Origin of the sequence: Exiguobacterium sp. MH3 (assembly GCF_000496635.1) — a bacterium.
GTDB classification, from domain to species: domain Bacteria; phylum Bacillota; class Bacilli; order Exiguobacteriales; family Exiguobacteriaceae; genus Exiguobacterium_A; species Exiguobacterium_A indicum.
The window spans coordinates 360,592-382,232 of the sequence record NC_022794.1 but is presented as its reverse complement, the minus strand read 5'-3'; the positions used below and the strand labels follow the sequence as shown (position 1 = coordinate 382,232).

Sequence of the window (21,641 nt, the reverse complement as noted above, 5' to 3'; positions counted from 1 at the left end):
GCTAGTTCCTCCTTTGAATCAGACGAGTGATGTCGAGCGTCGATCAACGATCCGAACGGCTTTCCCTTCCGATCGTGGTAACCCTTGGTGCGGGTGACAGACGAGATCAATGGAAATGAGGCATTCCGACTTGATGGCGTCACATATCGAACGCATTTGTCGCTCCGAGATATTTTCGAATTCGATATGTAGCTCAACGGCATCGAGTCCCGCTTTGCGCACAAGATGGATTTGATAATGCGGCGTCACGTCCGGCTGTTGGAGCAAGACCCGCTCGATTTCTGACGGGAAGACGTTGACCCCTCGAATGATCAGCATGTCGTCCGTTCGCCCTTTGACACGTGACATCCGTGTCGTCGTCCGACCACAAGCACATGCCTCATGCGTGATCGATGCTAAGTCACCTGTCCGGTAACGAATGATTGGAAGCGCTTTCTTTTTCAAGCTTGTAAAAACGAGTTCCCCGACCATGCCATCTGGTAACGGTTCCCCCGTAACGGGATCGACGACTTCTGTAATGAATAAGTCATCCATGATATGCAGACCTGCCTGCTTTTGACACTCCATCGCGACCCCCGGTCCCATGATTTCACTGAGTCCGTAAATATCGAGTGCCTGCAGATCAAAGGTCTTTTCGAGTGTCTGCCGCATCTCTTCCGACCATGGTTCAGCTCCGAAGATGCCATAACGCATGCTTGTCTTCCGTGGATCGATACCCCGTTCAATCATGCGTTCTGCCAATCGCAAAATATACGAAGGCGTACCGCAGATACCGTCCGGTCGGAAATCTTCGATCAACGTGATTTGGCGATCCGTGTTGCCACCGGAAATCGGTAGGATCGTCATGCCTAGTTTTTCGGCACCTGCATGAAGACCGAGACCACCTGTGAACAGTCCGTAACCATACGCATTGTGTAGCAAATCGGCTGGTGATCCACCAGCTAAGACTAAACTGCGTGCCACGGCACCGGCCCAGTCATCTAAATCTTCTTGCGTATAACCAACGACGGTCGGTTTACCGCTCGTTCCAGACGACGCGTGAATCCGGGTGATCTGTTCTCGTTCGACGGCAAATAGCCCGAACGGATAATGATCGCGTAAATCTTGTTTACGTGTGAAGGGAAACTTTCGTAGATCCTCAATCGTTTGAAAGTCATTCGCTGTCATCTGTAAGGCCTGGAGGCGTTCTTGATAGAACGGGACACGCGTGACGTGTTCCATCGTTTGACGCAATTGCTCCATCTGTAGCTGCTCCCGCGTTTGAGCATCCATCGTTTCGTGATGTTGATCGTACATACCTGCACCTCCTCATCATGTATACAATAATAAAACGGTCGTTTATTTTTAGTTATATGTTTAACGTACGACACGTTCACAATGTTGTCAATCTTGTTTTGTTAAATGCTCCCAAACGATTCTCACTTTATCACTTCAACGCACTTTATCAATAAAATAATTGGCTTAGAACAAGATATTTCATGATAGACAGTCTTTTTTTGGAAAATATTTCTGAAATGATTTGCTCATTTTGTAACGGGTTGATAAAATATCGTGTGACAAGTGTTATACTATTTTTGGTAAGACCACTTGATTGAATAAAGATTCGGTGTTGTGAAAGGGGATCACGATGAAACTAGGATTAGCTGTCGGGGATACAGCAGAGATTCAAGCGGTCGTCTCAGAAGATATGTTTGCACGATTTGAAGGTCAGCTCGTTCATCCTGCATACTCCACCGTTTCGATGGTTTATCACATGGAATGGGCAGCACGTCAACTGATTTTGCCTTACTTAGAAGCTGGTGAAGAAGGTGTCGGGGGTGCAGTTTCACTGAAGCATCTTGGTATGGCAGCTGAAGGAACACGATTGATCGTTACCGCTACAGTAACTGCGATGACATCACGTCGCGTTGATGCTAGCATCGAAGTCCGAGACGGACAAACGATCATCGGTACAGGGGAAGTCACACAATTCATTTTAGAAAAAAGCCGGATTCAAGAAAAATTACAAAATAACGTTCCAACAAAATGAAAGCGCTTACTTATATTTGATAGAGGAGGACTCTACTATGAACATGTTAAATCCATCTACAAATCCAACGCTCTCGATCATGGAAAAAATCGCTGGTCACGAACAAGTCGTCTTTTGCAACGATCCTGTCTCGGGGTTACAAGCCATCATCGCGATTCACGATACGACGCTCGGTCCTGCTCTCGGCGGATGTCGAATGGCGCCTTACGCTTCTGTTGATGAAGCACTCGACGATGTGCTGCGTTTGTCACGCGGTATGACGTATAAATGCGCTGCCGCTGACGTTGATTTCGGTGGTGGTAAAGCTGTCATCATCGGTAATCCAGCGACGGATAAATCACCGGAGCTTTTCCGTGCTTTCGGTCGCTTCGTCGATTCGCTTGGTGGTCGGTTCTACACGGGAACAGACATGGGCACGACGATGGATGATTTCGTCCATGCTAGCCGAGAAACATCACGGATCGTCGGCATTCCGGAAGCATTTGGTGGTAGTGGTGATTCATCGATTCCGACGGCTGAAGGTGTCGTTTACGGGCTTCGAGCGACGATCGAGACGCTCTTCGGTTCAGACGACTTAAGTCGGGCAACCTATGCGATCCAAGGACTCGGAAAAGTCGGCTTTAAGGTCGCAGAACAACTGTTGCTCGCAGGGGCGACGATTTATGTCTCTGACGTCAATGAAGCCGCACTCGCAGCAATCGTAACCCAAGCTGAAATGGCTCCTGGCACGGTTCGCGTCGTCTCGCCTCACGAAATCCATCTGACGGATGCTGATATTTTTGTTCCGTGTGCATACGGTGGTGTCATTCACGCCCAAAATATTGCTCTCTTACCGTGCAAAGCCATCTGTGGTTCGGCGAACAACCAACTCGCGGAAGAACAACTTGCTCACGTCTTGATGGATCGCGGCATCTTATATGCCCCAGACTATATCGTCAATGGTGGTGGTCTGATCCAAGTAGCAGACGAACTCTATGGAGCGAATCATGAACGGGTTCTCTTAAAGACACGCCACATCTACGACGCAGTGCTCGAAGTCTTCAAGGAGTCGCAAGCAGAAAACATCACAACGGTCGAAGCGGCGAACCGGATGTGTGAAAAACGGATGCAGATCCGAGCGAAGCATAACAACATTTTCACGAACACGACAAAACCAAAATGGGATATCCGTAACCACTGAAGGAGGGACTGACATGGAGCAACATTTTCCGATTCAACGCATCATCGATGAAGAAGGTCGTCTCATCGACGCATCAAAAGAACACGATCTGACAAAAGAGCTCGCCCTCACCCTGTATGAACAGATGCACCGAATTCGGACGTTCGACCGGAAAGCGATTAACCTACAACGTCAAGGGCGCCTCGGCACTTATGCACCGTTCGAAGGACAAGAAGCCGCTCAAGTCGGTAGTGCACTCGCGTTGTCCGATCAAGACTGGTTATTTCCGACGTACCGGGATCATGGTGCGACATTGACGTTTGGCGCTGACATGGTTCGGACGCTGCTCTACTGGAACGGTCGTGTCGAAGGTTGTGTTCCGTCTGAGAAACACATCTTCCCTCCTGCCGTTCCAATTGCAACGCAAATTCCGCATGCCGTCGGTGCCGCGTGGGCTGAAAAACGAAAAGGTACGAAGAATGTCGCTGTCGCCTACTTTGGTGACGGGGCGACGTCTGAAGGCGATTTCCATGAAGGAATGAATTTCGCAAGCGTCTTCCAAGCACCAGTCATCCTCTTTAACCAAAATAATCAGTTCGCGATCTCTGTTCCGATCGAAAAACAGATGCATTCTGAGACGATTGCGCAAAAAGCGATTGCCTACGGGATGCCGAGTGTTCGGATTGATGGAAATGATGCCTTTGCCGTCTATTTTACGATGCAAGCAGCCGTTGAACGTGCCCGCTCTGGTGGTGGACCAACATTGATCGAAGCTGTCACGTGGCGGTTTGGTGCCCATACGACAGCAGATGATCCAACGAAATACCGGGATCAAGCCCGCTCGCGTGACCGGGTCGATCCGCTCGATCGACTCGAACAATTCCTAAAACACCAAGGCTATTTTGACGAAACGTGGATGCAACAGCTGCAGGAACGGCATCAAACAGAAGTCGAAGCGGCAGTAGCTGCGATGGAGCAATTCAAGGCACCAGATGTCAATGATCTGTTCGATCATACGTACGCGACCTTACCAGTTGATGTCCAGCAACAAAAAGAAGCGTATTTGCTAGCAAGGGGGAAATGAGATGGCAACACCAATCAATCGTCAAACAGAGATGACACTCGTTCAAGCTGTCACGGATGCCCTACGGACAAAATTGTCGGAAGATGAGACGACACTCGTTCTTGGAGAAGATGTTGGAAAAAACGGTGGTGTCTTCCGAGCGACGGACGGCTTACAAGAAGAGTTCGGTGAAGACCGGATCGTTGATACACCGCTCAGTGAAGCCGGTATCGTCGGTACATCGATCGGACTTGCCATCAATGGCTTTAAACCAATCGTCGAGATTCAATTCCTTGGTTTCATCTATCCTGCCTACGAACAAATCATGACCCACGTCTCCCGTATTCGAATGCGGACGATGGGACGCTATAGTGTCCCGATGGTCATCCGTGCGCCTTATGGTGCCGGCATCCGGGCACCGGAAATTCATTCCGACAGTACAGAGGCACTCTTTACATCGATGCCCGGTCTTAAGGTCGTCTGTCCGGCGACACCGTACGATGCAAAAGGGTTGTTGATTGCTGCCATTGAAGATCCAGATCCTGTTTTGTTCCTCGAGTCGATGCGCAGTTACCGCTCATTCAAGGAAGTCGTACCGAGCGAATCCTATACCGTTGAGATCGGAAAAGCGCGCTGCGTCAGTGAAGGGACGGACGTGACATTGATCGCTTGGGGAGCAATGGTCCAAGTGGCACAAAAAGCAGCAACTGCTGCAAAGGAACGCGGTATCTCTTGCGAAGTTCTCGACTTACGCACGCTTTATCCGCTTGACCGGGACACGATCGCTGCTTCCGTTCAAAAGACCGGTCGTGCCGTCATCGTTCATGAAGCCGCAGCGATGGGCGGTCTTGGTAACGATCTCGTTACGTTGATCAACGATACAGCGTTTCTTTATTTACGGGCACCGATTGCCCGCGTGACCGGTTTTGATGTTCCGGTACCGCTATTCGCCCTCGAAGACCATTACATTCCGACGCTAGAACGTGTCCTTGCGACGATTCAGCGTACGGTCGAGTTTTAAGGAGCTGAGTCCCATGATCGAAGTCAAGTTACATGATGTCGGGGAAGGTATGACGGAAGGTGAAATCGCGCATTATCTCGTTCAGGTCGGAGACCACGTCACGACCGATCAACCGGTCGTTGAGGTTGCGACCGATAAGATGGTCGCTGAACTACCAGCTCCTGTCTCCGGAATCGTCAAGGAAATCATCATTCCGGTCGGTCAGACGGTGCAAGTCGGTACGACGTTGTTGCATATCGAAGCAAGCAACGCTTCCGACATTCCAGTTGCGGTAACACCTGAAGTGTCGCCCGCTCCTGAACCAGCATCGGTTGCTGTCACCGCCCCACCTGTTCAAGTTTCTCCAGCAAAACGGGTCCTTGCGACACCCTATACACGAAAAATCGCTCGTGATCACGGGATTGATATCGAAACTGTCACGGCTTCCGATCCATCAGGTCGCGTCTCGGAGGACGATGTGCTTCGCTTCGTCCAGGCTGCTACTGCTCCACAAGAATCAGTTGCGCCGATCATTGAAGAGGTCACGTACCAAGAGACCTCACCGGAAACGATTCCGTTCCGCGGCATTCGCAAGCAAATCGCGAAAAAAATGACCCAGTCGCTGTACACGATTCCCCATGTCACTCACTTCGAGGAAGTCGACATGACGCGTTTGCTTGCACTACGTGCCGAATGGAAAGCAGCTGGACGAAACATCAACGTCAACGCCTTCTTCATTAAAGCCTTGATTGTTGCCTTAAAAGAGTATCCTGTCTTTCATGCCAAACTCGATGAAGCAAATGCATGTATTCGATTAGAGCAGGATTTCCACTTTGGCATGGCAACCGAAACACCGGACGGGTTGATGGTTCCGGTCATCCGTCATGCCGATCAGCTCTCACTGACGGAACTGCATGAACAATTGGTCGCGTTGCAACAACGTGCTCAAAACGGTGCCTTGCGCGCAGCGGACTTAAAACCAAGCACTTTTACGATGAGTAATGTGGGTCCGCTCGGCAGTACGGGAGCAACACCGATCATCAACTATCCGGAGACAGCACTGATTGCCTTCCATAAGACGAAAAAACGAGCCTGTGTCGATGAGAATGATCAAATCGTCGTTCGCTCGATGATGAATTTGTCGATGTCGTTCGATCATCGTGTCGCAGACGGGGCAACGGCTGTTGCCTTTACGAACCGATTCGTGTCACTGATTGAACATCCGACTACCCTACTTCTGGAGTTGATCTAACATGGTTGTTGGCGAACTTACACAAGAACGGGATCTCCTGATCATCGGTGGAGGTCCCGCAGGTTACACGGCAGCGATTCGCGCAGCACAAGGCGGTCGAAACGTTACATTGATTGAACAAGCTGAACTCGGTGGACTTTGTCTGAACCGAGGCTGTATCCCGTCCAAGGTCTATGCGCATGCGGCTGAAGAGATGTTACGCTTGCCGCACCTTGAAGACTTTGGATTCACCACTTCTGCTGTCCATGACTTCAGCAAACTGAATGCTTACCGAAATCGTGTCGTGCAACAATTACGTCAAGGGGTGGTCGCCCTCTGTCAGGCGAACCAGATTGAGCATATCTCTGGTGCAGCCTCCTTCCTGTCAGAGGACCGGATCGGCGTCGAATCAGGACATCAGTTCGATACGTACCGGTTCCAGGACGTCATCATTGCGACCGGTAGTCACAGCATCCAGCACGAGGAAGCGTGCCGTTTGAATGCCGAACAGCTTTATCAACTCGAGCAACTACCAGAGAGCTTATTGATCATTGGATCTGACACGCTAGCACTCGAAGCGGCCGCCTGTTTCCATGCACTCGGGACAGAGGTGACGTTGTTCGCGGATCAATTGTCACTCGAACCAAGCCTTGAAAAGGAACTGAAGCGGACATTCAAAAAACAAAAAATCCGTCTCGTGTCGGATGTCGTGACACGTATCGAGGCTTCATCGGACGCGACCGTCACGGTCATGAAAAACGGAGAAGAAGTCGCCTATCAGGGTGCTTATCTGTTCCAGTCTCTTTCCCGGATCCCGAACAGTTTGACACTCGGTCTCGAACGGATTGGTGTGACGCTTACAGAAGACGGGACGATTCTAGTTGACGCAACTGGACGAACGAATCAACCGCATATTTACGCAATCGGTGATGTCACACCGGGTCCACAGCTCGCCATCCGTGCGATTCATGAAGCGAAGCGGACGGCAGCGCATCTGTCCGGTCAAGACGTCGATTCAACGATACCGTATTATCCGACGGTTCTACGGACCTTCCCACCGATTGCTTCGGTCGGGATGACAGAACAAGAAGCAGTCGAAGCCGGGCATGCTGTTCAGAGCGGACAATTCCCACTGAATGCAAACGGAGCGACGACGATTGAAGGTGGCAGTGGGTTCGTCAAGGTCATCGCTGATGAGCAAACATCACTGATCCTTGGTATTCACATGATCGGGGACGATGCTCATCGTCTCGTCGGCCAATTCACTCAAGCACTGGAACTGACAGCAAAACGGGAGGATCTCCTCTTCCCTGTCATGGCCCATCCGAGTCGAAGCGAAGCCTTGACGGAATCGATGGAAGCCTTATTTGGTCAATCGATCCATCTTCCACCACGTCAACAAGTCGGTTCGCGCGCGTAATCCAAAAGAGGTGCCTCTGCGTCAGAAGCACCTCTTTTGGATTCATCACTTCATTTCGCGTAGAAAGGAAAACATGTCATGGAACTGTACTTCACTCGTTTGCACTGGAATACGCATACGTTTCCGGTCGCTGCTACAGCAGATGGTCTCTGTTATGTTGGCGCTTGGGATGAACCGGAGGATTTATTCGACGACTGGTCGCGGAAACACTTCCCCCGAGCCGATCGGATTGCTTCTGATACCGCGCTTGCTCTGTATACGGAGCAGCTACTAGCTTATCTAAATCAACAGTCGACGACACTGTCCTTTCCAATCGCTCCAGTCGGTACCCCGTTTCAACTTGAAGTCTGGCATGCTTTACGCGCGGTACCGTACGGTCAAACCGCCACCTACTCCGATATCGCGGAACGTCTCTTCCGGCCGAACGCGACTCGCGCAATTGGCACAGCAATCGGGAAAAATCGACTACTGCTTGCGATCCCATGTCACCGGATCATTGGCAAAAAAGGCGATCTGATCGGCTATCATGGCGGTCTGAATATGAAGCGGACACTACTCGCGCTCGAGCAACGCCTCTGATCCTCGTCTCTCTTCGCTGAAAGATAGAGCGAACAGAATCCCGAACGAGTCGCGGACTTGCGCATACCAACCTCCAACGTCTGCTACCGCAAGGGGTGTGACGATTTGACCGTCTGTCGTTAATTGCAGATACACTTGCTCGAGCTCTTCAAGCGACGTAAAAGTCAACAACAGATGGAGCGAAGAAGAGGTATTCGGTGCGTCACTCTCGTCCCAGAGCATCAATTCAAACGCCCCATTGGATAAATGTGCGTGGTAGACGGTATCTCCCGCTTCATCCAGTAAGAGACGCCGACGTGTCATCGCAAATACGTTTTCGTAGTACACGATCGCCTGCTTGGCTTGTCCCGAAAAAACGAGACAAGGAGTAGCGGCATACTGCATGAAAAGCCCTCCTTTCATTATGCTTTAGTATCATCTTTCGCACTTTTCTTCCCGATTTCCTTCTATACACAAAAAGCCCCACTTTCCTGTCTAACCGGACACGGAAAGTGGGGCTTATTCGAATCAATCAAGATACTACACCAAAGCGATAAGCTGTTTTCCAGTGATAGGTCTCACCTGGTGACAACAAGATTGATGGAAAATCAGATTCATGGAATGCATTCGGATGCACTTGTGCTTCAAGGCATAAACCAAGTGATGGTCGAGCAGGAACACCATGAATCGTATAATCGGTCAGCAGTTGCGTTCCGGTATAGAGTACGACTGCAGGTTGATTCGTTGTCACGTCGACGAAACGACCGGACACCGGATCTTCAAGTCGAAGTGTGTCATCCCGCAATACGAAGGGATGATCATAGCCATTTCCAACAGCAATCGTCTCGGGATGATCAAGCGTAATCCCATCACGAATCGACTGACCGTTACGGAAATCAAACGGGGTTCCGGAGACATCCCGTTGTTCCCCTGTCGGTAAGCCGTCTGGCTGGATCGGTAAGTAGCAGTCGCTTGGTAACGTCAAGACGTGATCTAGCACGTCTCGCTTTGCATTTCCCGATAAGTTGAAGTACGTATGGTTCGTTAGATTGAGGGGTGTCGTCTGATCCGTCACGGCTGTCATCTCAAGCGTTAGTGTTGTTCCTTCTAATCGATAATACACATCGAGTGTGACCGTTCCCGGATACCCTTCTTCTCCGTCCGGACTGTTCAAGCGCAAATGGAACAACGTATCCGTCGCTTCGATGACATCGAACCATGCTTGATCGAATCCGTGAATCCCACCATGCAGATGATTCGCACCGTCGTTTGCGACGAGCGGATAAACTTCTCCCGCTACTTCAAAACGTGCCTGTCCGATTCGACCAGCGACACGTCCGACGATTGCTCCGAAATACGGTGAATGTTGTTGATAGTCTTTCACCGTTTCAAGACCGAGGACGACACTTTCCAAATGACCATCCCGATCGGTCGTCCGGATATCTTGGATGATGCCACCGTAGTTCCAGAGCGTCACTTCGATGCCTTCCTGACGTAACGTATGTCGGATCAATTCTTTCTCAAGTAGTTGTGTCATCGTTGTTCCTCCACCGGTTGGCGCGTCACGAGTTGAACGAATCGTCCGAACGCCGTCTGACCTTCTTCCGTCTGTTTAAAGACGCCACAGTCTTCGAGACCACGTACGAATTTCGCAGCGACCGCTTGCTCGACGTACATCGTGACATCTTGACCGTCATACGCTTGTTTTAGTTCTTGCGCCCAGTCAGCATGCGCGACAGCTACTTCGTCGACTTCACCTGTAATGAACTGTTCGACCTGTTGCAACTCTTGAAGCAGGCGTGCCGGTAAGACCGCCAGTCCCATCACTTCGATCAAACCGATATTTTCCCGCTTGATGTGGTGAATATCGGCATGCGTATGGAAAATACCGTCCGGATGTTCTGCTGACGTCCGGTTGTTCCGTAAGACGAGATCGAGCTCGAATTGTCCATCACGTTGACGGGCGATCGGTGTCACCGTATTGTGTCGCGTCTCACCGGTATGTGAACGGATCTCTTGACTCTCATCCGTATACGTCAACCATGTCTCATAAACGGTCGTCGCGGCATCAAGTAATGCCGACGCATTTTCACTCTTCAGACGCAACACACTCAGTGGCCAGTGTAAGGTTTCACCAGTGACTGTCGGCTGATCCGGGAACGTAAAGGATGTTAAAGCGTTTGCCCGGTCCATCGCAAACGTATAGCGTCCACCTTGATAATGATCATGCGTCAGAATCGATCCACCGACGATCGGCAAGTCCGCATTCGAACCAGCAAAGTAATGTGGGAACTGCTCGACGAAGGCGAGCAGACGTGCAAACGCATCCCGATTAATGACCATGTCACGATGTTCCTGCGACAAGATGATGCTATGTTCGTTGTAATAGACGTATGGTGAATACTGCAATGCCCACGATTCTTCCGTCAGTGTCAACGGAACAATCCGGTGGTTCGCACGGGCTGGATGATTCGCACGCCCCGCGTAGCCGACGTTTTCGACGCACAACAGACACGTTGGATAGTTCGATGTCGTTGGTACCTCCGTTCGAGCTGCCGCAATTTCACGTGGATCTTTTTCCGGCTTCGATAAGTTGATCGTGACATCAATCGTCCCGTAAGCCGTATCCGCTTGATAGCGTTTATTCTTAGCAATTCGTTTTGTTTGGATGTAGTTACTCGCTTGGCTGAGTTGATAAAAGTAATCCGTCGCCACTACTGGTGATTCAGCGTACAGACGCCGGAATGTCGCTGTCACGTCAGACGGACGGGCGACGAAGACATCCATCACGTCTGCAGCAAACTGTTCTTTATCCTCAAGGCGCGCCGGTAGCTGTCCGCTTGTGATCAACACTTCAATCATGTCGTCCAAAATATCGGGAATTGGGCGAGATGGTACGTCAGTCTGTTCTTCAAAATCGGCTTGATCGACCCGCGCTAGAATTCGATTTCGGGCATAGATCGCATCTTCCGGTTCAATCAAGCGTTCCTGGATCGCTTGTGTTACTAACTGTTGGATGAGTTCATTCATCGCCGTCACTCTCCTCATTCTGTCTCTCTATTAACGAACGCTCGTCCGGTATCCTTCTGGGTTGTGCGCATGCCAATTCCAAGCATCACGGATGATCGTTTCGATATCGGTGCGTTGTGGTATCCAGCCGAGAACTTCTTTTGCTTTGGCGGATCCAGCGATTAAGATACTCGGATCCCCTGCACGACGTTCAATGATTCGTTCTGGAATCGGATGTCCTGTCACGCGACGGGCTGCCTCGATGATTTCCCGCACGGAAAACCCTTGGCTTGAACCGAGGTTAAAGACTGTGCTGTCGTTGCCATCCACTAAATAATCGAGTGCTCGTACATGGGCATCGATCAAGTCTTCAACATGGATGTAATCACGAATGCACGTGCCATCCGGCGTTGGATAATCATCGCCATAGATCGAAATTTCTGCCCGTTGTCGGTTGGCGACTTCAAGGACGAGCGGAATCAAATGTGTTTCTGGTGTATGGTCTTCCCCGATCTCACCTGTCGCCCGTGCACCGGCGACATTGAAGTAACGTAACGCGACGTAACGTAAGCCATACGCTTGTTCAGACCAGCGCATCATCTTCTCCATCATCAACTTCGTCTCGCCATATGCATTCGTCGGACTCGTTTCCGCTGTTTCGAGAATCGGCATCTGTTCCTGTTCACCGTATGTCGCTGCCGTCGAAGAGAAGACGATTTGTTTGATGTCGTGAGCAATCATCGCTTCGAGCAACACTTGTGTCCCGTAAACGTTGTTATCAAAGTAGCGTAATGGTTCCGTCATCGACTCGCCGACAAGTGAAAAAGCAGCGAAATGAACGACTTGTTCAATCGTCTCTTCCGTAAAGACGCGATCGAGAAAAGCACGATCGCGTATATCTCCTTCATATAAACGTGCTTGCGGGTGAACCGCTTCACGATGACCGGATTGCAGATGGTCGATGACGACGACATCCTTTCCGGCATCAATCAATTGATAGACGGCATGGGAGCCGATATAACCAGCTCCACCTACGACTAACGTTGCCATTTAGATGACCTCCCGTTCGATTTCACGTGCTCCGTCACCGACCGTCGCCGTATAGAACGTCGCCGGGTATCCGATCCGTGCTTCATAATGTTCGCCGACAGCTTGTTTGAAGGCGTCGACTGCCTCGTCTTCAACGATCGCAATCGCGCAGCCACCAAAACCAGCACCTGTCATCCGTGCGCCGAGCACGCCCGGTTGTTCCCAAGCGGCTTCGACGAGTGTATCAAGTTCAATCCCTGTCACTTCATAATCTTTCCGTAACGAGACGTGTGACGCATTCATCAACTGACCGAACGTCGTCAGTTCTCCCGCTTCGAGTGCCGCTAGCGCCTGAAGCGTTCGTTCATTTTCTGAAATCGCATGGCGAGCGCGACGCATCAAGATTTCTTCTTCCCACGCCACTTTTGCGAATTCTGACGTCGTCCATTGTCCGAGTGCTTCCCGTGGCGTGAATTGATTGAGATAAGCGAGTGCTGCTTCACACTCTGCTCGGCGTTCATTGTATTTCGAATCCGCTAGTTCACGGCGTTTGTTCGTATTCATGATGATGATCGTATATCCTGTCAAATCGAGTGGGGCATACGTATAATCGAGCGTCTCACAATCGAGCAACAATCCCGCTCCTGCTTTTCCCATACCGATCGCAAATTGATCCATGATGCCACTGTTGACGCCAATATAACGGTTTTCGACTTGTTGACCGAACCGGACGAGATCAAGACGTGGAATCTCTAATCCATATAATCGATCGAGCAAGACACCGATGACGAGTTCAAGCGAAGCCGATGATGAAAGACCTGCCCCGTTCGGGATGTCACCTTGAATCAGGATGTCACATCCCGTATCGATTCGGTACCCTGCATCCTGTAAGACTGTAATCATACCCTTCGCATAGTTCGCCCAACCGTGCGTCGCGTCATACGCAAGTTCGTCGAGCGCGACTTCGATGATGCCGTCTTGCTCGAAATTCAGTGAGTAGAAGCGGAAGCGTTGATCGTCTCGTTTTCGTGCGATCGCATGCGTACCGAACGTCAACGCACATGGAAAGACGTGACCGCCATTGTAATCCGTATGTTCGCCGATTAAGTTGATCCGTCCTGGTGCAAAGAAACGATGCGTCGACGGTGAGCCAAACCGCTGTTCAAATTGTGCTTCTAACGTCTGGTCTGTCATACGATCGTCTCCTTTGATTCAAGTAGTGAGAGCGCACGGTGGACTGGCTGAATCCGCAAGCAGCGGGCTTCATAGTCTGTCGTGTATGAGAACGTCAAGCCTTGCTGCATCAAGTAAGCGCCGCTTAACGTCCGGTCCTCGACTTGATAACGCATTGCTGGGTCGAGTCCTTTTAGCTTGAAGTGATACTGGTGTGTTCCGTATTGTCGAAGTGGCGCGATCGCGAGCAAGACCGTTTCTTCTTCTGATGTATATTGCATGACGCTTGGCGTCTGTTGTGTAAAAGCAGATAAGCGGTACTGGATGCCGCGTTGAATCGTCGGACGAATCGCTTGATATGTCTCGATCCAACCTTTTGCTTCCGCAAGTTCATCCGTTGACCACTCGCTTAAGTTACCACCGATGCCGAGTGTGCCTTGCATCGAGGAGACGAAGCGTGTCGCAAGTGGTACGTTGCGTCCATTTAACCAGTTCGGTCCGTCCGTCACCCAGCAGCTCATCATCTTCGCATTGTAGGCATACGAGAAGTCATGCTGAATTTGTAAGCGATCGAGTGGATCGGTGTTATCACTCGTCCAGACTTGTTCCGTCCGTGAGAGGATTCCAAGGTCGATCCGTCCACCACCACCGGCACAGGCTTCGAAGTCGACCGTCGGATGTAAGCGACGCAATTCATCAAAGATCCGGTACAACGCATCGACGTGACGTTTCCATAATTCCTGTTGGCGATCCGTCTGGTCTTTTGGAACACCCGGTTCCGAAAACGCACGGTTCATGTCCCACTTGATGTAGTCGATTGCGTGACGCGTCAGCAAGTCATCCATCATCTCGAGAATGAACTGCTCGACTTCTGGTAATCCGAGATTCAAGACGTATTGATTCCGTGACGTCGTCCGAACCGCATCCCGTGCATGGTAAATCCAGTCCAGATGCGCCCGGTATAGATCAGAATCCGGGTTGACCATCTCCGGTTCGACCCATAGTCCGAATTGTAAACCTTGCTGTTTCACATACGAGATCAAAGGCTCTAGACCGTTCGGAAATTTTTCCCGATTGACGTGCCAGTCCCCGAGTCCCGCTTGATCGGAATGGCGTTCGCCAAACCAACCGTCATCGACGACGAATAGCTCACAACCGATTCCTGCTGCCAGATCAACGAGTTCACGTTGACCAGATTCCGTCACATCGAAATACGTCGCTTCCCATGAGTTATAGAGAACTGGACGCTCCGTCGCACGCGGCATGATGACGTCACGCTGGAACGCATGCGCATGGGCGCTCATATCCGCAAACCCGTTCGCATAGCCGATGTAGAACGTTGGTGTCGTCAACTGTTGTTGATGTGATAGTTTCCAACTGAAGTCAAACGGATTCATTCCACCTGACAGTTGGACAAAACCGAACGCATCTTGTTCGACGTGAATCGCCCAGTTACCGGAATAAGCAAAATGTCCGTAGACGACTTCACCGCCATCTTCTGTCGCATCCTGTTCAAGTGCGAACCAAGGGTTCGCTTGGTGACTTGTCACTCCACGTCGACTTTCAATCGTCTGGCGCCCTGGTGTCACTGGTGTGATCTGTTTCTTGAACTCACCTGTCCACATGCCAGCGAAGTGATGCAGTTTTAAATTCGGTTGATGCCAGCGTCCCATCGCAAAGGACTGGGCTGCTGTTAAACGAACAGGTAATCGACCTGTGTTTTCAACGACAATCGAACGACCGATGATGTCGTAATCAGCGAACACTTCGTACTGAACCCCGACACGCATCTCCTGCAAGGGATCAAACAGCCAGAGTGTCAATTTCGTTTCCGTCTGTTCGGAGCGCTCAAACTGGAACTGGTGAATCCGCTGTCCATCCTCTCGTTCCGATTTCAAAGTTGGCTCCGTATACAACATCTCGCCGAATGGTACGAAATCGTACGTCGCGACGCCGTCTGGTGATTCAAACGAACTGTGCGCGACGACTGGACTCGGTAACGCTTCATAATCATCCCGGTATGGTAACTTGGCACCGAAATAGGTGTGAATCAGCTTACCGTTCACACCGACCGTCACGACGTGAGCGACCCGTTTCCCTTCGACGACGAAACGACGTCCTGCTACTTCAAAGATTGCCATGGTTCTCTTCCTCCTTACGTCGTCAGAATCAGTGTCTCGAGTGGTGCGAGCCGGACCGTTCCACGATATGTCTCTTCTTCTGTCAATGCTTTATATGTGCCGTCCAAGTTAACGTCCCGTGCTTCTTTCGTGTCATGGTTCATCAAGAAGAGGAAATCGCGTTTTTCGCCGTGACGACGCACGATTTCGACTTGATCCGGCGCCTCGACCATCTCGATGCCGGCCTCCGTGAACGCTTGACGGTAAATCGTATCGATCATCGCGTCATCAATCGATGAGCCGATGTAGGTAATCATTCCTTTATAGGCATTGCGCGTCACAGCCGCTACACCCTCGTAGAACGTATCTTTATAAACAGCGAGCGTCTCCGCTGTCGTTGGTGTGATGAGATCACACCAGAGGCGGGCTGTTGAGGATTGTCCTGCCATCTCGCCGATGCCTGCCACCTGATGTTGCTGAACGGATTGGAGTGACTCGTATTCGTCGATCTCGATGCCCGCATACGGTGCGAACTTACCTGGTAACGTCGTCGGTACGACATGATTCCGTGCATCCTTCACGCCTGTCCGGTACGTGAAGATGACGTGACCGCCTTGTTCCATGTACGCAATCAAGGCGTCATCGAACGTTGGATTCGTCAAGAAATAGAGCGGAACGATGATCAGTTTATAACGAGATAGATCATCACCTGGGAAGACGATGTCGGTTGCGACTTGTTGACGAACCGCTCCACCATAGAAGCGGACGAACTCCGTCCGGAAATCAAACGCATCACTGTGTGGCTGGTGTGTCCACGCCCAGACGTTTTCTTGATCGAAATAGACACCGACTTTCGCGTCGTAACGGCTCGCGTTGATCTCATCGCCATACGTATTCAGTTCCGTCATGATCTGCTTGACTTCTTCGAATTTCCGTTTCGGTTTGCCATCATGATCGATGATACCGTGACAGAACTCCTCTGTTCCGAAATGAGCAGCCCGGAAGCGGAAGTAGACGATCGCTTCCGCTCCCCGCGCGACCGCTTGGTACGTCCAGAGGCGAATGTGTCCTGGTCGTGGCAAGTAACCAATTTTGCTCCAGCCCTGTGCGCCACTCAATTGCTCCATGACCCAGAACCCTTTTCCTTGCTTCGAAGAGCGGCAAAGATCGTGATCACTCGCCATCTTCTCGAACCGGTTCGGCTCAGGTAGTCCACCCCAGACTGGGTAGTTATCGAACGCCACGTAATCAAGGTCTTGCGCCATTTGTTGCTGATTGACCGCCATGTCACTGTAGACCAGGTTGTGCGTGATGAAGACGTTCTCTGGAATGTAGCGACGTAAGACATCGACTTGTAATTTGTTGTAGTACGTATAGCCGTCGGCACAGAAGCGATCGAAGTCGACGAGCAGTGATGGGTTGTGTTCCTGATAGACTTTACGCGGTACCGGGATTTGCTCCCACGCCGTGTACGTCTGACTCCAGAAGACGGTTCCCCACGCTTCGTTCAAGGCATCGAGCGTTCCGTAACGATTTTCTAACCAACGCTGAAAAGCAGCGCGGTCGACATCACCGTAAGAACGATCCGATTTCTCATGCCCGTATTCATTATCCGTTTGCCACCCGATGACACGAGGATGTTGACCGTATCGTTTCGCCATCTCTTCCGTGATCTTGACGGATAGACGCTGGTACGTTTCGCTGTGGACCGTATAATGGCGACGGGCACCAAAGCTGATCGTCACACCGTTCTCATCGACCGGTAAGATTTCTGGATACTTCGTACATAACCAAGCCGGTGGTGTCGCAGTTGGTGTTCCGAGTACGATATCGAATCCTTCCGCACTCAAGCGTTCGATGACGTCATCCCAAAAGCTGAAGTCATAGACGCCTTCTTCCGGCTCCATCATCGACCAAGCGAATTCCGCGAGACGAACGACGTTGACGCCAAGTTCCTTCATCAGTCGGAAGTCTTCCTCCCATAGTGCTCGTGGTGTTTGTTCTGGATAATAATCGACTCCTAAATACATTGTGCTCCCCCTTACGCAAAAACAATTATTTTACTGCACCCGCCGTCATTCCTTTTTGGAAGAAACGTTGGAAGAAGATATAGAAGATCATCGTCGGTAAACTGATCAAAACAAGTGATGCGTAAATTTTCCCTGGGTCCCCACCGAGCGCATCCTTGAAGAAACTTGGTGCCATCGTGACTGTCTGATAAGCAGGATCCGTCATGAACGTAAGAACCATCAAGTATTCGTTCCATGAGTTAAGGAACGCATAGATTAAAGCTGTTGCGAGCGCTGGTTTTGCGAGTGGTAGCATGACTTTGAAGAAGACTTCAAGAATCGTCGCCCCATCGATATACGCCGCTTCCATCAGTTCGTTTGGTAGTTCATCAAAGTATCCTTTGATGAGCATTAGACCGAATGGTAAGAAGAACGCAACTTCCGCTCCGATCAGTCCCCAGTGGTTGTTCAGTCCGTCAAACGAACGGAGCGTGAAGAACAATGGAACGATCATCGAAGCGACGGGTAACATCAGACCCGCTAAGACCATGTTGAACAACAGGCGTTTTCCAGCAAACTCAAGTTTCGAGAAGGCAAACGCCGCGAATGCCAGAATCGTGATCGAGATGATGATCATGAAGAAGGCAACGAAGAAACTGTTGAAGACGAACGTTGGGAAGTTCGGGTTTTGTAGTGTCGCGATATAGTTGTCGAATCCATTGATTCGGAGACTCTCTTTGAACATGACGAAAATCGGGAATAACCAGACGATTGATGCCAGCACCAATACAAGGTTGATCATCCAGCGGCTTTTTTTAGATTCTACATCCATGGGTCGTTCCTCCTTAGTTATCCATTTTCTTTTGTACGCGCAATTGGAAGTACGTGATGAGTAAGGCAATCGTCAACAGGATGATGGCAACAGCACTCGAGTAACCGACTTCCTGTTGCAACATCGATTTCCGGAATAGATAAGTCGAAATGAACTCCGTCGACGATCCCGGTCCGCCGGCTGTCGTGATCCAGACTAAGTCAAACGTCTTCAGACCACCGATGACACCGAGGATCGAAAGTGTGAACGTCGTTCCTTTCAAGTTCGGGAAGACGATGCTCCACAGTGTCCGGAAAAATCCAGCTCCATCGATTTTTGCTGCTTCGAAGATTTCCTTCTCAATCGTCAACATCGCCATGTAGTACATGACCATTGAAGAACCCGTCCACTGGAAGATGTTGATTGCAATGACGGAATAAAGCGCGATATCCGGGTCACCGAGCCAGTTCTGTTCGAGGCTACCGAGACCAATTGCACGGAGGAACTCATTGATGTAACCAAACTGGAAATCATAGATTTGTGAGAATGCCGCACCGAGTACGACAGGGCTCAAGACGACCGGGAAGAAGAAGACCGACTTCATCGCCGTCCGCAATGGTCCCGGTGTATGCAGGAAGTACGCCAAGACAAGACCGATACCGGCTTGGATCGTGACTGTTAAAATCGTGAAGATGAACGTATTCTTCAGCGAGAGATAGAAGTCTGGATCTTGGAACATCTCAGCATAGTTGTCGAGTCCGACGAACGCTTTGTCAAACGAGATTCCGTCCCACGAGAAGAACGAGTTATAGGCGTTATAGAAGATCCCATAATAGATGAAGCTGACAACGAACAAGACGATCGGGGCAACGAAAGCCCATCCGACCATGTTCCGCTTCATGTTCTTTTTCTTCTTTGGCGCAGGCGTACGTGTCGCTACCGGCTGGAGCGGTTCTGCTTTTGGTTTAATCGGCAATTCCTGTCGCTCTGTCTGCATATGGATTCCCCACTTTCCTCAAGTCCAAAAATCAGGAAGTGGCACGCAGGCGTACCACTTCACTGTCGAGTCTTATTTCGCTGATTGATCCGCTGCGTCTTGAACGCGTTGTAATGCTTCTTTCGGATCTTGTCCTGTCGCGATGTTTTGAAGTTCCTTACCGAGGATATCGTTTAATTTCGTATCCCGGATACCACGGCTAGCAACCGCTTTTGCTAATGTGTCGTTCAACATCTTGTACGACTCTTTTTCACCTTCCGTTGTGAAGGCAGCATCCGAATCGACTTTGACGTCCTTGATGCCAGGCGCCATCTCGAACTCACCCATGTAGACTTCTTGTCCTTTCCCTTGGCTCATGAAAGCGATGAACTCCGCTGCACCCTCTTGTTGTTTTGACTCTTTGTTGACACCAAGTGCCATATCGATCGATGCGATGACAGGTTGCTCTGTTCCGCCTGCTAAGTTCGGGAGTGGAACGAATCCGAGCTCATCATCGATTTTCCATTTTTCTTTTTTCTCTTTCGTCGTCATCGAGTGTGCTTCCCATGAACCGATGACCCACATCGCTGCTTTTTTATCGAAGAATTGGTTCATCCCGTCATTGTACGTCGCTAGACCAAGTGCACCTTCTTGGAAGACTTTATCCTTGAAGAGGTCTTGCCAGATTTGCGCTGTTTTGACCATCTCGTCGTCTGTCCACTTCGCTTCACCCGAAAGAACTTTTTGGATGTAGCCTGGTGCCACTTGGTGACTGAGGACGTTGTAGACGTCGATATCGATCCACGCATCTTTTGCTCCGAGCATGAGTGGGATGACTTTATCGCCTGAGTCTTTGATCTTCTTGACTGCACTGACTGTTTCTTTGTAGTTCTTCGGTGGTGTCACGCCGTATTTGTCGAGCATCGTCTTGTTGTACATCAAGTACGCTTGACCTGTGAACCCGATTGGCACTGCATATTGTTTACCGTCGAGTGTCGTTTGTTCGATTCCAAGCTCGACGAACTTGTCTTTCCAGCCTTTGCCTGCTGCTTTATCCATGTACGAATCAACCGGTACGACACGATCCTTGTACTGCTGGATCATCGGTTCTTTTAGACCGATGATGTCTGGACCCTTACCTGACAACATCGCGACTTGTAATTGTTTTTCATAGTCTTCACTGTAGCGTTTGAATTGAACGACGTATTTGTCTTGCGATTTGTTGAACGCATCAACGACTGCTTTCCCCGCTTCTGGTTGTGGCGCCCAGCCCCACCATGTGACGATCGTCTTGCCGTCTTTCGTTTTCGTTTGTTGCTCGTCTTCGCCACCACAAGCAGCAAGGAATGCGGATAATGTTAGGACTGATGCTGCAGCAACGAGTTTCGTTTTTTTGAATTTCATGTAAGAGCTCCCCTTTTATGTGTAAGTAGTCAAGCGTATCGTCTAGCGTGTTCCCCTTCAATTTGTGCTTGTTTGCACCATTCTTCGATCACTTTCGTCTGAATCGGCATTCCCTGTAGCTGAATCAATACGCGGGCAATCAATCGAAGACGGTACGCCAGCGTATCAACGTCCGGTCGGACGAAGAGATATAACTCCCCACCGAGCGTCAAACAACCGGAAGAGCGCATGTGTTGCATGAGTGCGCGTAATTCAATGTATCCGCTCTCATTTTTTCGAATGTGTAGCTCGGATGAACGGATCGTCAGGACCCCTTGTACCGATGACATCCGGAATTGAAACACACCGTCACGTCGTGGTCGGACGAGCACGATATCCTGCTCGTCTGTCGGGACATCGCCTGGACCCTGTTCTGTCATCTGTTGCGTCGACCGATGAAAATAAAAACCGCGGATTGCTCCGTAACGCCCGAAAGCTTCACGGTACGAAACCCATGGATCGTATGGTTCCATTGCGCGATGCCTCCCTTTCCTGCTTCAGCTTGATTAGCCCCTGCTAACCTGCATCCACCTCCACTTAGTTGACCATGAACTTAGTAAATTAAATTTATTATCTAACTTTACATCGACTATAGCACATCACTTTTTAAT

The 21,641-nt window shown here is 50.3% G+C and carries 19 protein-coding genes; 7 read left to right on the top strand and 12 right to left on the bottom strand.

Annotated elements, in window-relative coordinates; translation table 11 throughout:
• Positions 1-18: 18 nt before the first annotated feature.
• Entirely contained in the window at positions 19-1,296 is a 1,278-nt protein-coding gene (locus U719_RS01960) for a phenylacetate--CoA ligase family protein (protein ID WP_023466988.1), read from the bottom strand.
• Between the two features lie 331 nt (positions 1,297-1,627).
• Here U719_RS01960 and U719_RS01955 point away from each other — a divergent pair, with 331 nt between their 5' ends.
• The 7 genes from U719_RS01955 (at position 1,628) to U719_RS01925 (ending at position 8,481) form a co-directional block, all read left to right on the top strand.
• A complete protein-coding gene (locus tag U719_RS01955) occupies positions 1,628-2,029 on the top strand; it encodes a thioesterase family protein (protein WP_023466986.1) in 402 nt (133 codons plus the stop codon).
• Positions 2,030-2,066: 37 nt separating this feature from the next.
• Positions 2,067-3,209, top strand: a complete 1,143-nt coding sequence (locus tag U719_RS01950) for a Glu/Leu/Phe/Val dehydrogenase (RefSeq protein WP_023466985.1) — start codon at positions 2,067-2,069, stop codon at positions 3,207-3,209.
• A 13-nt stretch (positions 3,210-3,222) separates the two neighbouring features.
• On the top strand, positions 3,223-4,272 hold the full coding sequence (gene pdhA, locus U719_RS01945) for a pyruvate dehydrogenase (acetyl-transferring) E1 component subunit alpha (protein ID WP_023466984.1): 1,050 nt from the start codon (positions 3,223-3,225) through the stop codon (positions 4,270-4,272).
• Position 4,273: 1 nt separating this feature from the next.
• Positions 4,274-5,272 (top strand): alpha-ketoacid dehydrogenase subunit beta, encoded by a 999-nt coding sequence (locus U719_RS01940; RefSeq protein ID WP_023466983.1) that lies wholly within the window; start codon positions 4,274-4,276, stop codon positions 5,270-5,272.
• A 13-nt stretch (positions 5,273-5,285) separates the two neighbouring features.
• A complete protein-coding gene (locus U719_RS01935) occupies positions 5,286-6,503 on the top strand; it encodes a dihydrolipoamide acetyltransferase family protein (protein ID WP_023466982.1) in 1,218 nt (405 codons plus the stop codon).
• Between the two features lies 1 nt (position 6,504).
• Entirely contained in the window at positions 6,505-7,902 is a 1,398-nt protein-coding gene (locus tag U719_RS01930) for an NAD(P)/FAD-dependent oxidoreductase (RefSeq protein WP_023466981.1), read from the top strand.
• A gap of 78 nt (positions 7,903-7,980) precedes the next feature.
• A complete protein-coding gene (locus U719_RS01925) occupies positions 7,981-8,481 on the top strand; it encodes a methylated-DNA--[protein]-cysteine S-methyltransferase (RefSeq protein WP_023466980.1) in 501 nt (166 codons plus the stop codon).
• On the opposite strand, the gene U719_RS01920 is transcribed toward U719_RS01925, so the two are convergent.
• The 11 genes from U719_RS01920 to U719_RS01870 form a co-directional block, all read right to left on the bottom strand.
• Positions 8,455-8,865, bottom strand: coding sequence for a VOC family protein (locus U719_RS01920; RefSeq protein ID WP_023466979.1), 411 nt, complete (start codon positions 8,863-8,865; stop codon positions 8,455-8,457). The two genes, U719_RS01925 and U719_RS01920, sit on opposite strands and share 27 nt — an antisense overlap.
• 127 nt (positions 8,866-8,992) lie before the next feature.
• The gene (locus U719_RS01915) at positions 8,993-9,997 is read right to left on the bottom strand and encodes an aldose epimerase family protein (protein ID WP_023466978.1); all 1,005 of its coding nucleotides are present in this window, start codon (positions 9,995-9,997) and stop codon (positions 8,993-8,995) included.
• The gene (locus U719_RS01910) at positions 9,994-11,490 is read right to left on the bottom strand and encodes a UDP-glucose--hexose-1-phosphate uridylyltransferase (protein ID WP_023466976.1); all 1,497 of its coding nucleotides are present in this window, start codon (positions 11,488-11,490) and stop codon (positions 9,994-9,996) included. Before U719_RS01910 ends, U719_RS01915 begins: the two co-directional genes overlap by 4 nt.
• Positions 11,491-11,520: 30 nt before the next feature.
• A complete protein-coding gene (galE, locus tag U719_RS01905; RefSeq protein WP_023466974.1) occupies positions 11,521-12,519 on the bottom strand; it encodes a UDP-glucose 4-epimerase GalE in 999 nt (332 codons plus the stop codon).
• The gene (locus tag U719_RS01900) at positions 12,520-13,692 is read right to left on the bottom strand and encodes a galactokinase (RefSeq protein ID WP_023466973.1); all 1,173 of its coding nucleotides are present in this window, start codon (positions 13,690-13,692) and stop codon (positions 12,520-12,522) included.
• A complete protein-coding gene (locus tag U719_RS01895) occupies positions 13,689-15,812 on the bottom strand; it encodes an alpha-galactosidase (protein WP_023466972.1) in 2,124 nt (707 codons plus the stop codon). The genes U719_RS01900 and U719_RS01895 overlap by 4 nt, the downstream gene beginning before the upstream one ends.
• A gap of 14 nt (positions 15,813-15,826) precedes the next feature.
• On the bottom strand, positions 15,827-17,821 hold the full coding sequence (locus tag U719_RS01890; protein WP_023466971.1) for a beta-galactosidase: 1,995 nt from the start codon (positions 17,819-17,821) through the stop codon (positions 15,827-15,829).
• 25 nt (positions 17,822-17,846) lie between these two features.
• Positions 17,847-18,632 carry a carbohydrate ABC transporter permease gene (locus tag U719_RS01885; RefSeq protein ID WP_023466970.1) on the bottom strand — a complete coding sequence of 262 codons (786 nt, stop codon included), beginning with the start codon at positions 18,630-18,632 and terminating at the stop codon, positions 17,847-17,849.
• Between the two features lie 13 nt (positions 18,633-18,645).
• Positions 18,646-19,608 carry a carbohydrate ABC transporter permease gene (locus U719_RS01880; protein WP_023466969.1) on the bottom strand — a complete coding sequence of 321 codons (963 nt, stop codon included), beginning with the start codon at positions 19,606-19,608 and terminating at the stop codon, positions 18,646-18,648.
• A gap of 72 nt (positions 19,609-19,680) precedes the next feature.
• The gene (locus U719_RS01875; RefSeq protein ID WP_023466968.1) at positions 19,681-20,991 is read right to left on the bottom strand and encodes an ABC transporter substrate-binding protein; all 1,311 of its coding nucleotides are present in this window, start codon (positions 20,989-20,991) and stop codon (positions 19,681-19,683) included.
• A 29-nt stretch (positions 20,992-21,020) separates the two neighbouring features.
• Positions 21,021-21,503 (bottom strand): hypothetical protein, encoded by a 483-nt coding sequence (locus U719_RS01870; RefSeq protein WP_023466967.1) that lies wholly within the window; start codon positions 21,501-21,503, stop codon positions 21,021-21,023.
• Between the last annotated feature and the right edge of the window lie 138 nt (positions 21,504-21,641).

Excerpts from the sequence above, each read along its gene's own strand:
- U719_RS01960 (WP_023466988.1), bottom strand. The coding sequence starts at position 1,296 with ATGTACGATCAACATCACGAAACGATGGATGCTCAAACGCGGGAGCAG.
- U719_RS01925 (WP_023466980.1), top strand. The coding sequence starts at position 7,981 with ATGGAACTGTACTTCACTCGTTTGCACTGGAATACGCATACGTTTCCG.
- U719_RS01935 (WP_023466982.1), top strand. The coding sequence starts at position 5,286 with ATGATCGAAGTCAAGTTACATGATGTCGGGGAAGGTATGACGGAAGGT.
- U719_RS01915 (WP_023466978.1), bottom strand. The coding sequence starts at position 9,997 with ATGACACAACTACTTGAGAAAGAATTGATCCGACATACGTTACGTCAG.
- U719_RS01885 (WP_023466970.1), bottom strand. The coding sequence starts at position 18,632 with ATGGATGTAGAATCTAAAAAAAGCCGCTGGATGATCAACCTTGTATTG.
- galE (WP_023466974.1), bottom strand. The coding sequence starts at position 12,519 with ATGGCAACGTTAGTCGTAGGTGGAGCTGGTTATATCGGCTCCCATGCC.
- U719_RS01920 (WP_023466979.1), bottom strand. The coding sequence starts at position 8,865 with ATGCAGTATGCCGCTACTCCTTGTCTCGTTTTTTCGGGACAAGCCAAG.
- U719_RS01940 (WP_023466983.1), top strand. The coding sequence starts at position 4,274 with ATGGCAACACCAATCAATCGTCAAACAGAGATGACACTCGTTCAAGCT.
- U719_RS01895 (WP_023466972.1), bottom strand. The coding sequence starts at position 15,812 with ATGGCAATCTTTGAAGTAGCAGGACGTCGTTTCGTCGTCGAAGGGAAA.
- U719_RS01900 (WP_023466973.1), bottom strand. The coding sequence starts at position 13,692 with ATGACAGACCAGACGTTAGAAGCACAATTTGAACAGCGGTTTGGCTCA.
- U719_RS01955 (WP_023466986.1), top strand. The coding sequence starts at position 1,628 with ATGAAACTAGGATTAGCTGTCGGGGATACAGCAGAGATTCAAGCGGTC.
- U719_RS01875 (WP_023466968.1), bottom strand. The coding sequence starts at position 20,991 with ATGAAATTCAAAAAAACGAAACTCGTTGCTGCAGCATCAGTCCTAACA.
- U719_RS01930 (WP_023466981.1), top strand. The coding sequence starts at position 6,505 with ATGGTTGTTGGCGAACTTACACAAGAACGGGATCTCCTGATCATCGGT.
- U719_RS01880 (WP_023466969.1), bottom strand. The coding sequence starts at position 19,608 with ATGCAGACAGAGCGACAGGAATTGCCGATTAAACCAAAAGCAGAACCG.
- U719_RS01950 (WP_023466985.1), top strand. The coding sequence starts at position 2,067 with ATGAACATGTTAAATCCATCTACAAATCCAACGCTCTCGATCATGGAA.
- U719_RS01910 (WP_023466976.1), bottom strand. The coding sequence starts at position 11,490 with ATGAATGAACTCATCCAACAGTTAGTAACACAAGCGATCCAGGAACGC.
- pdhA (WP_023466984.1), top strand. The coding sequence starts at position 3,223 with ATGGAGCAACATTTTCCGATTCAACGCATCATCGATGAAGAAGGTCGT.
- U719_RS01890 (WP_023466971.1), bottom strand. The coding sequence starts at position 17,821 with ATGTATTTAGGAGTCGATTATTATCCAGAACAAACACCACGAGCACTA.
- U719_RS01870 (WP_023466967.1), bottom strand. The coding sequence starts at position 21,503 with ATGGAACCATACGATCCATGGGTTTCGTACCGTGAAGCTTTCGGGCGT.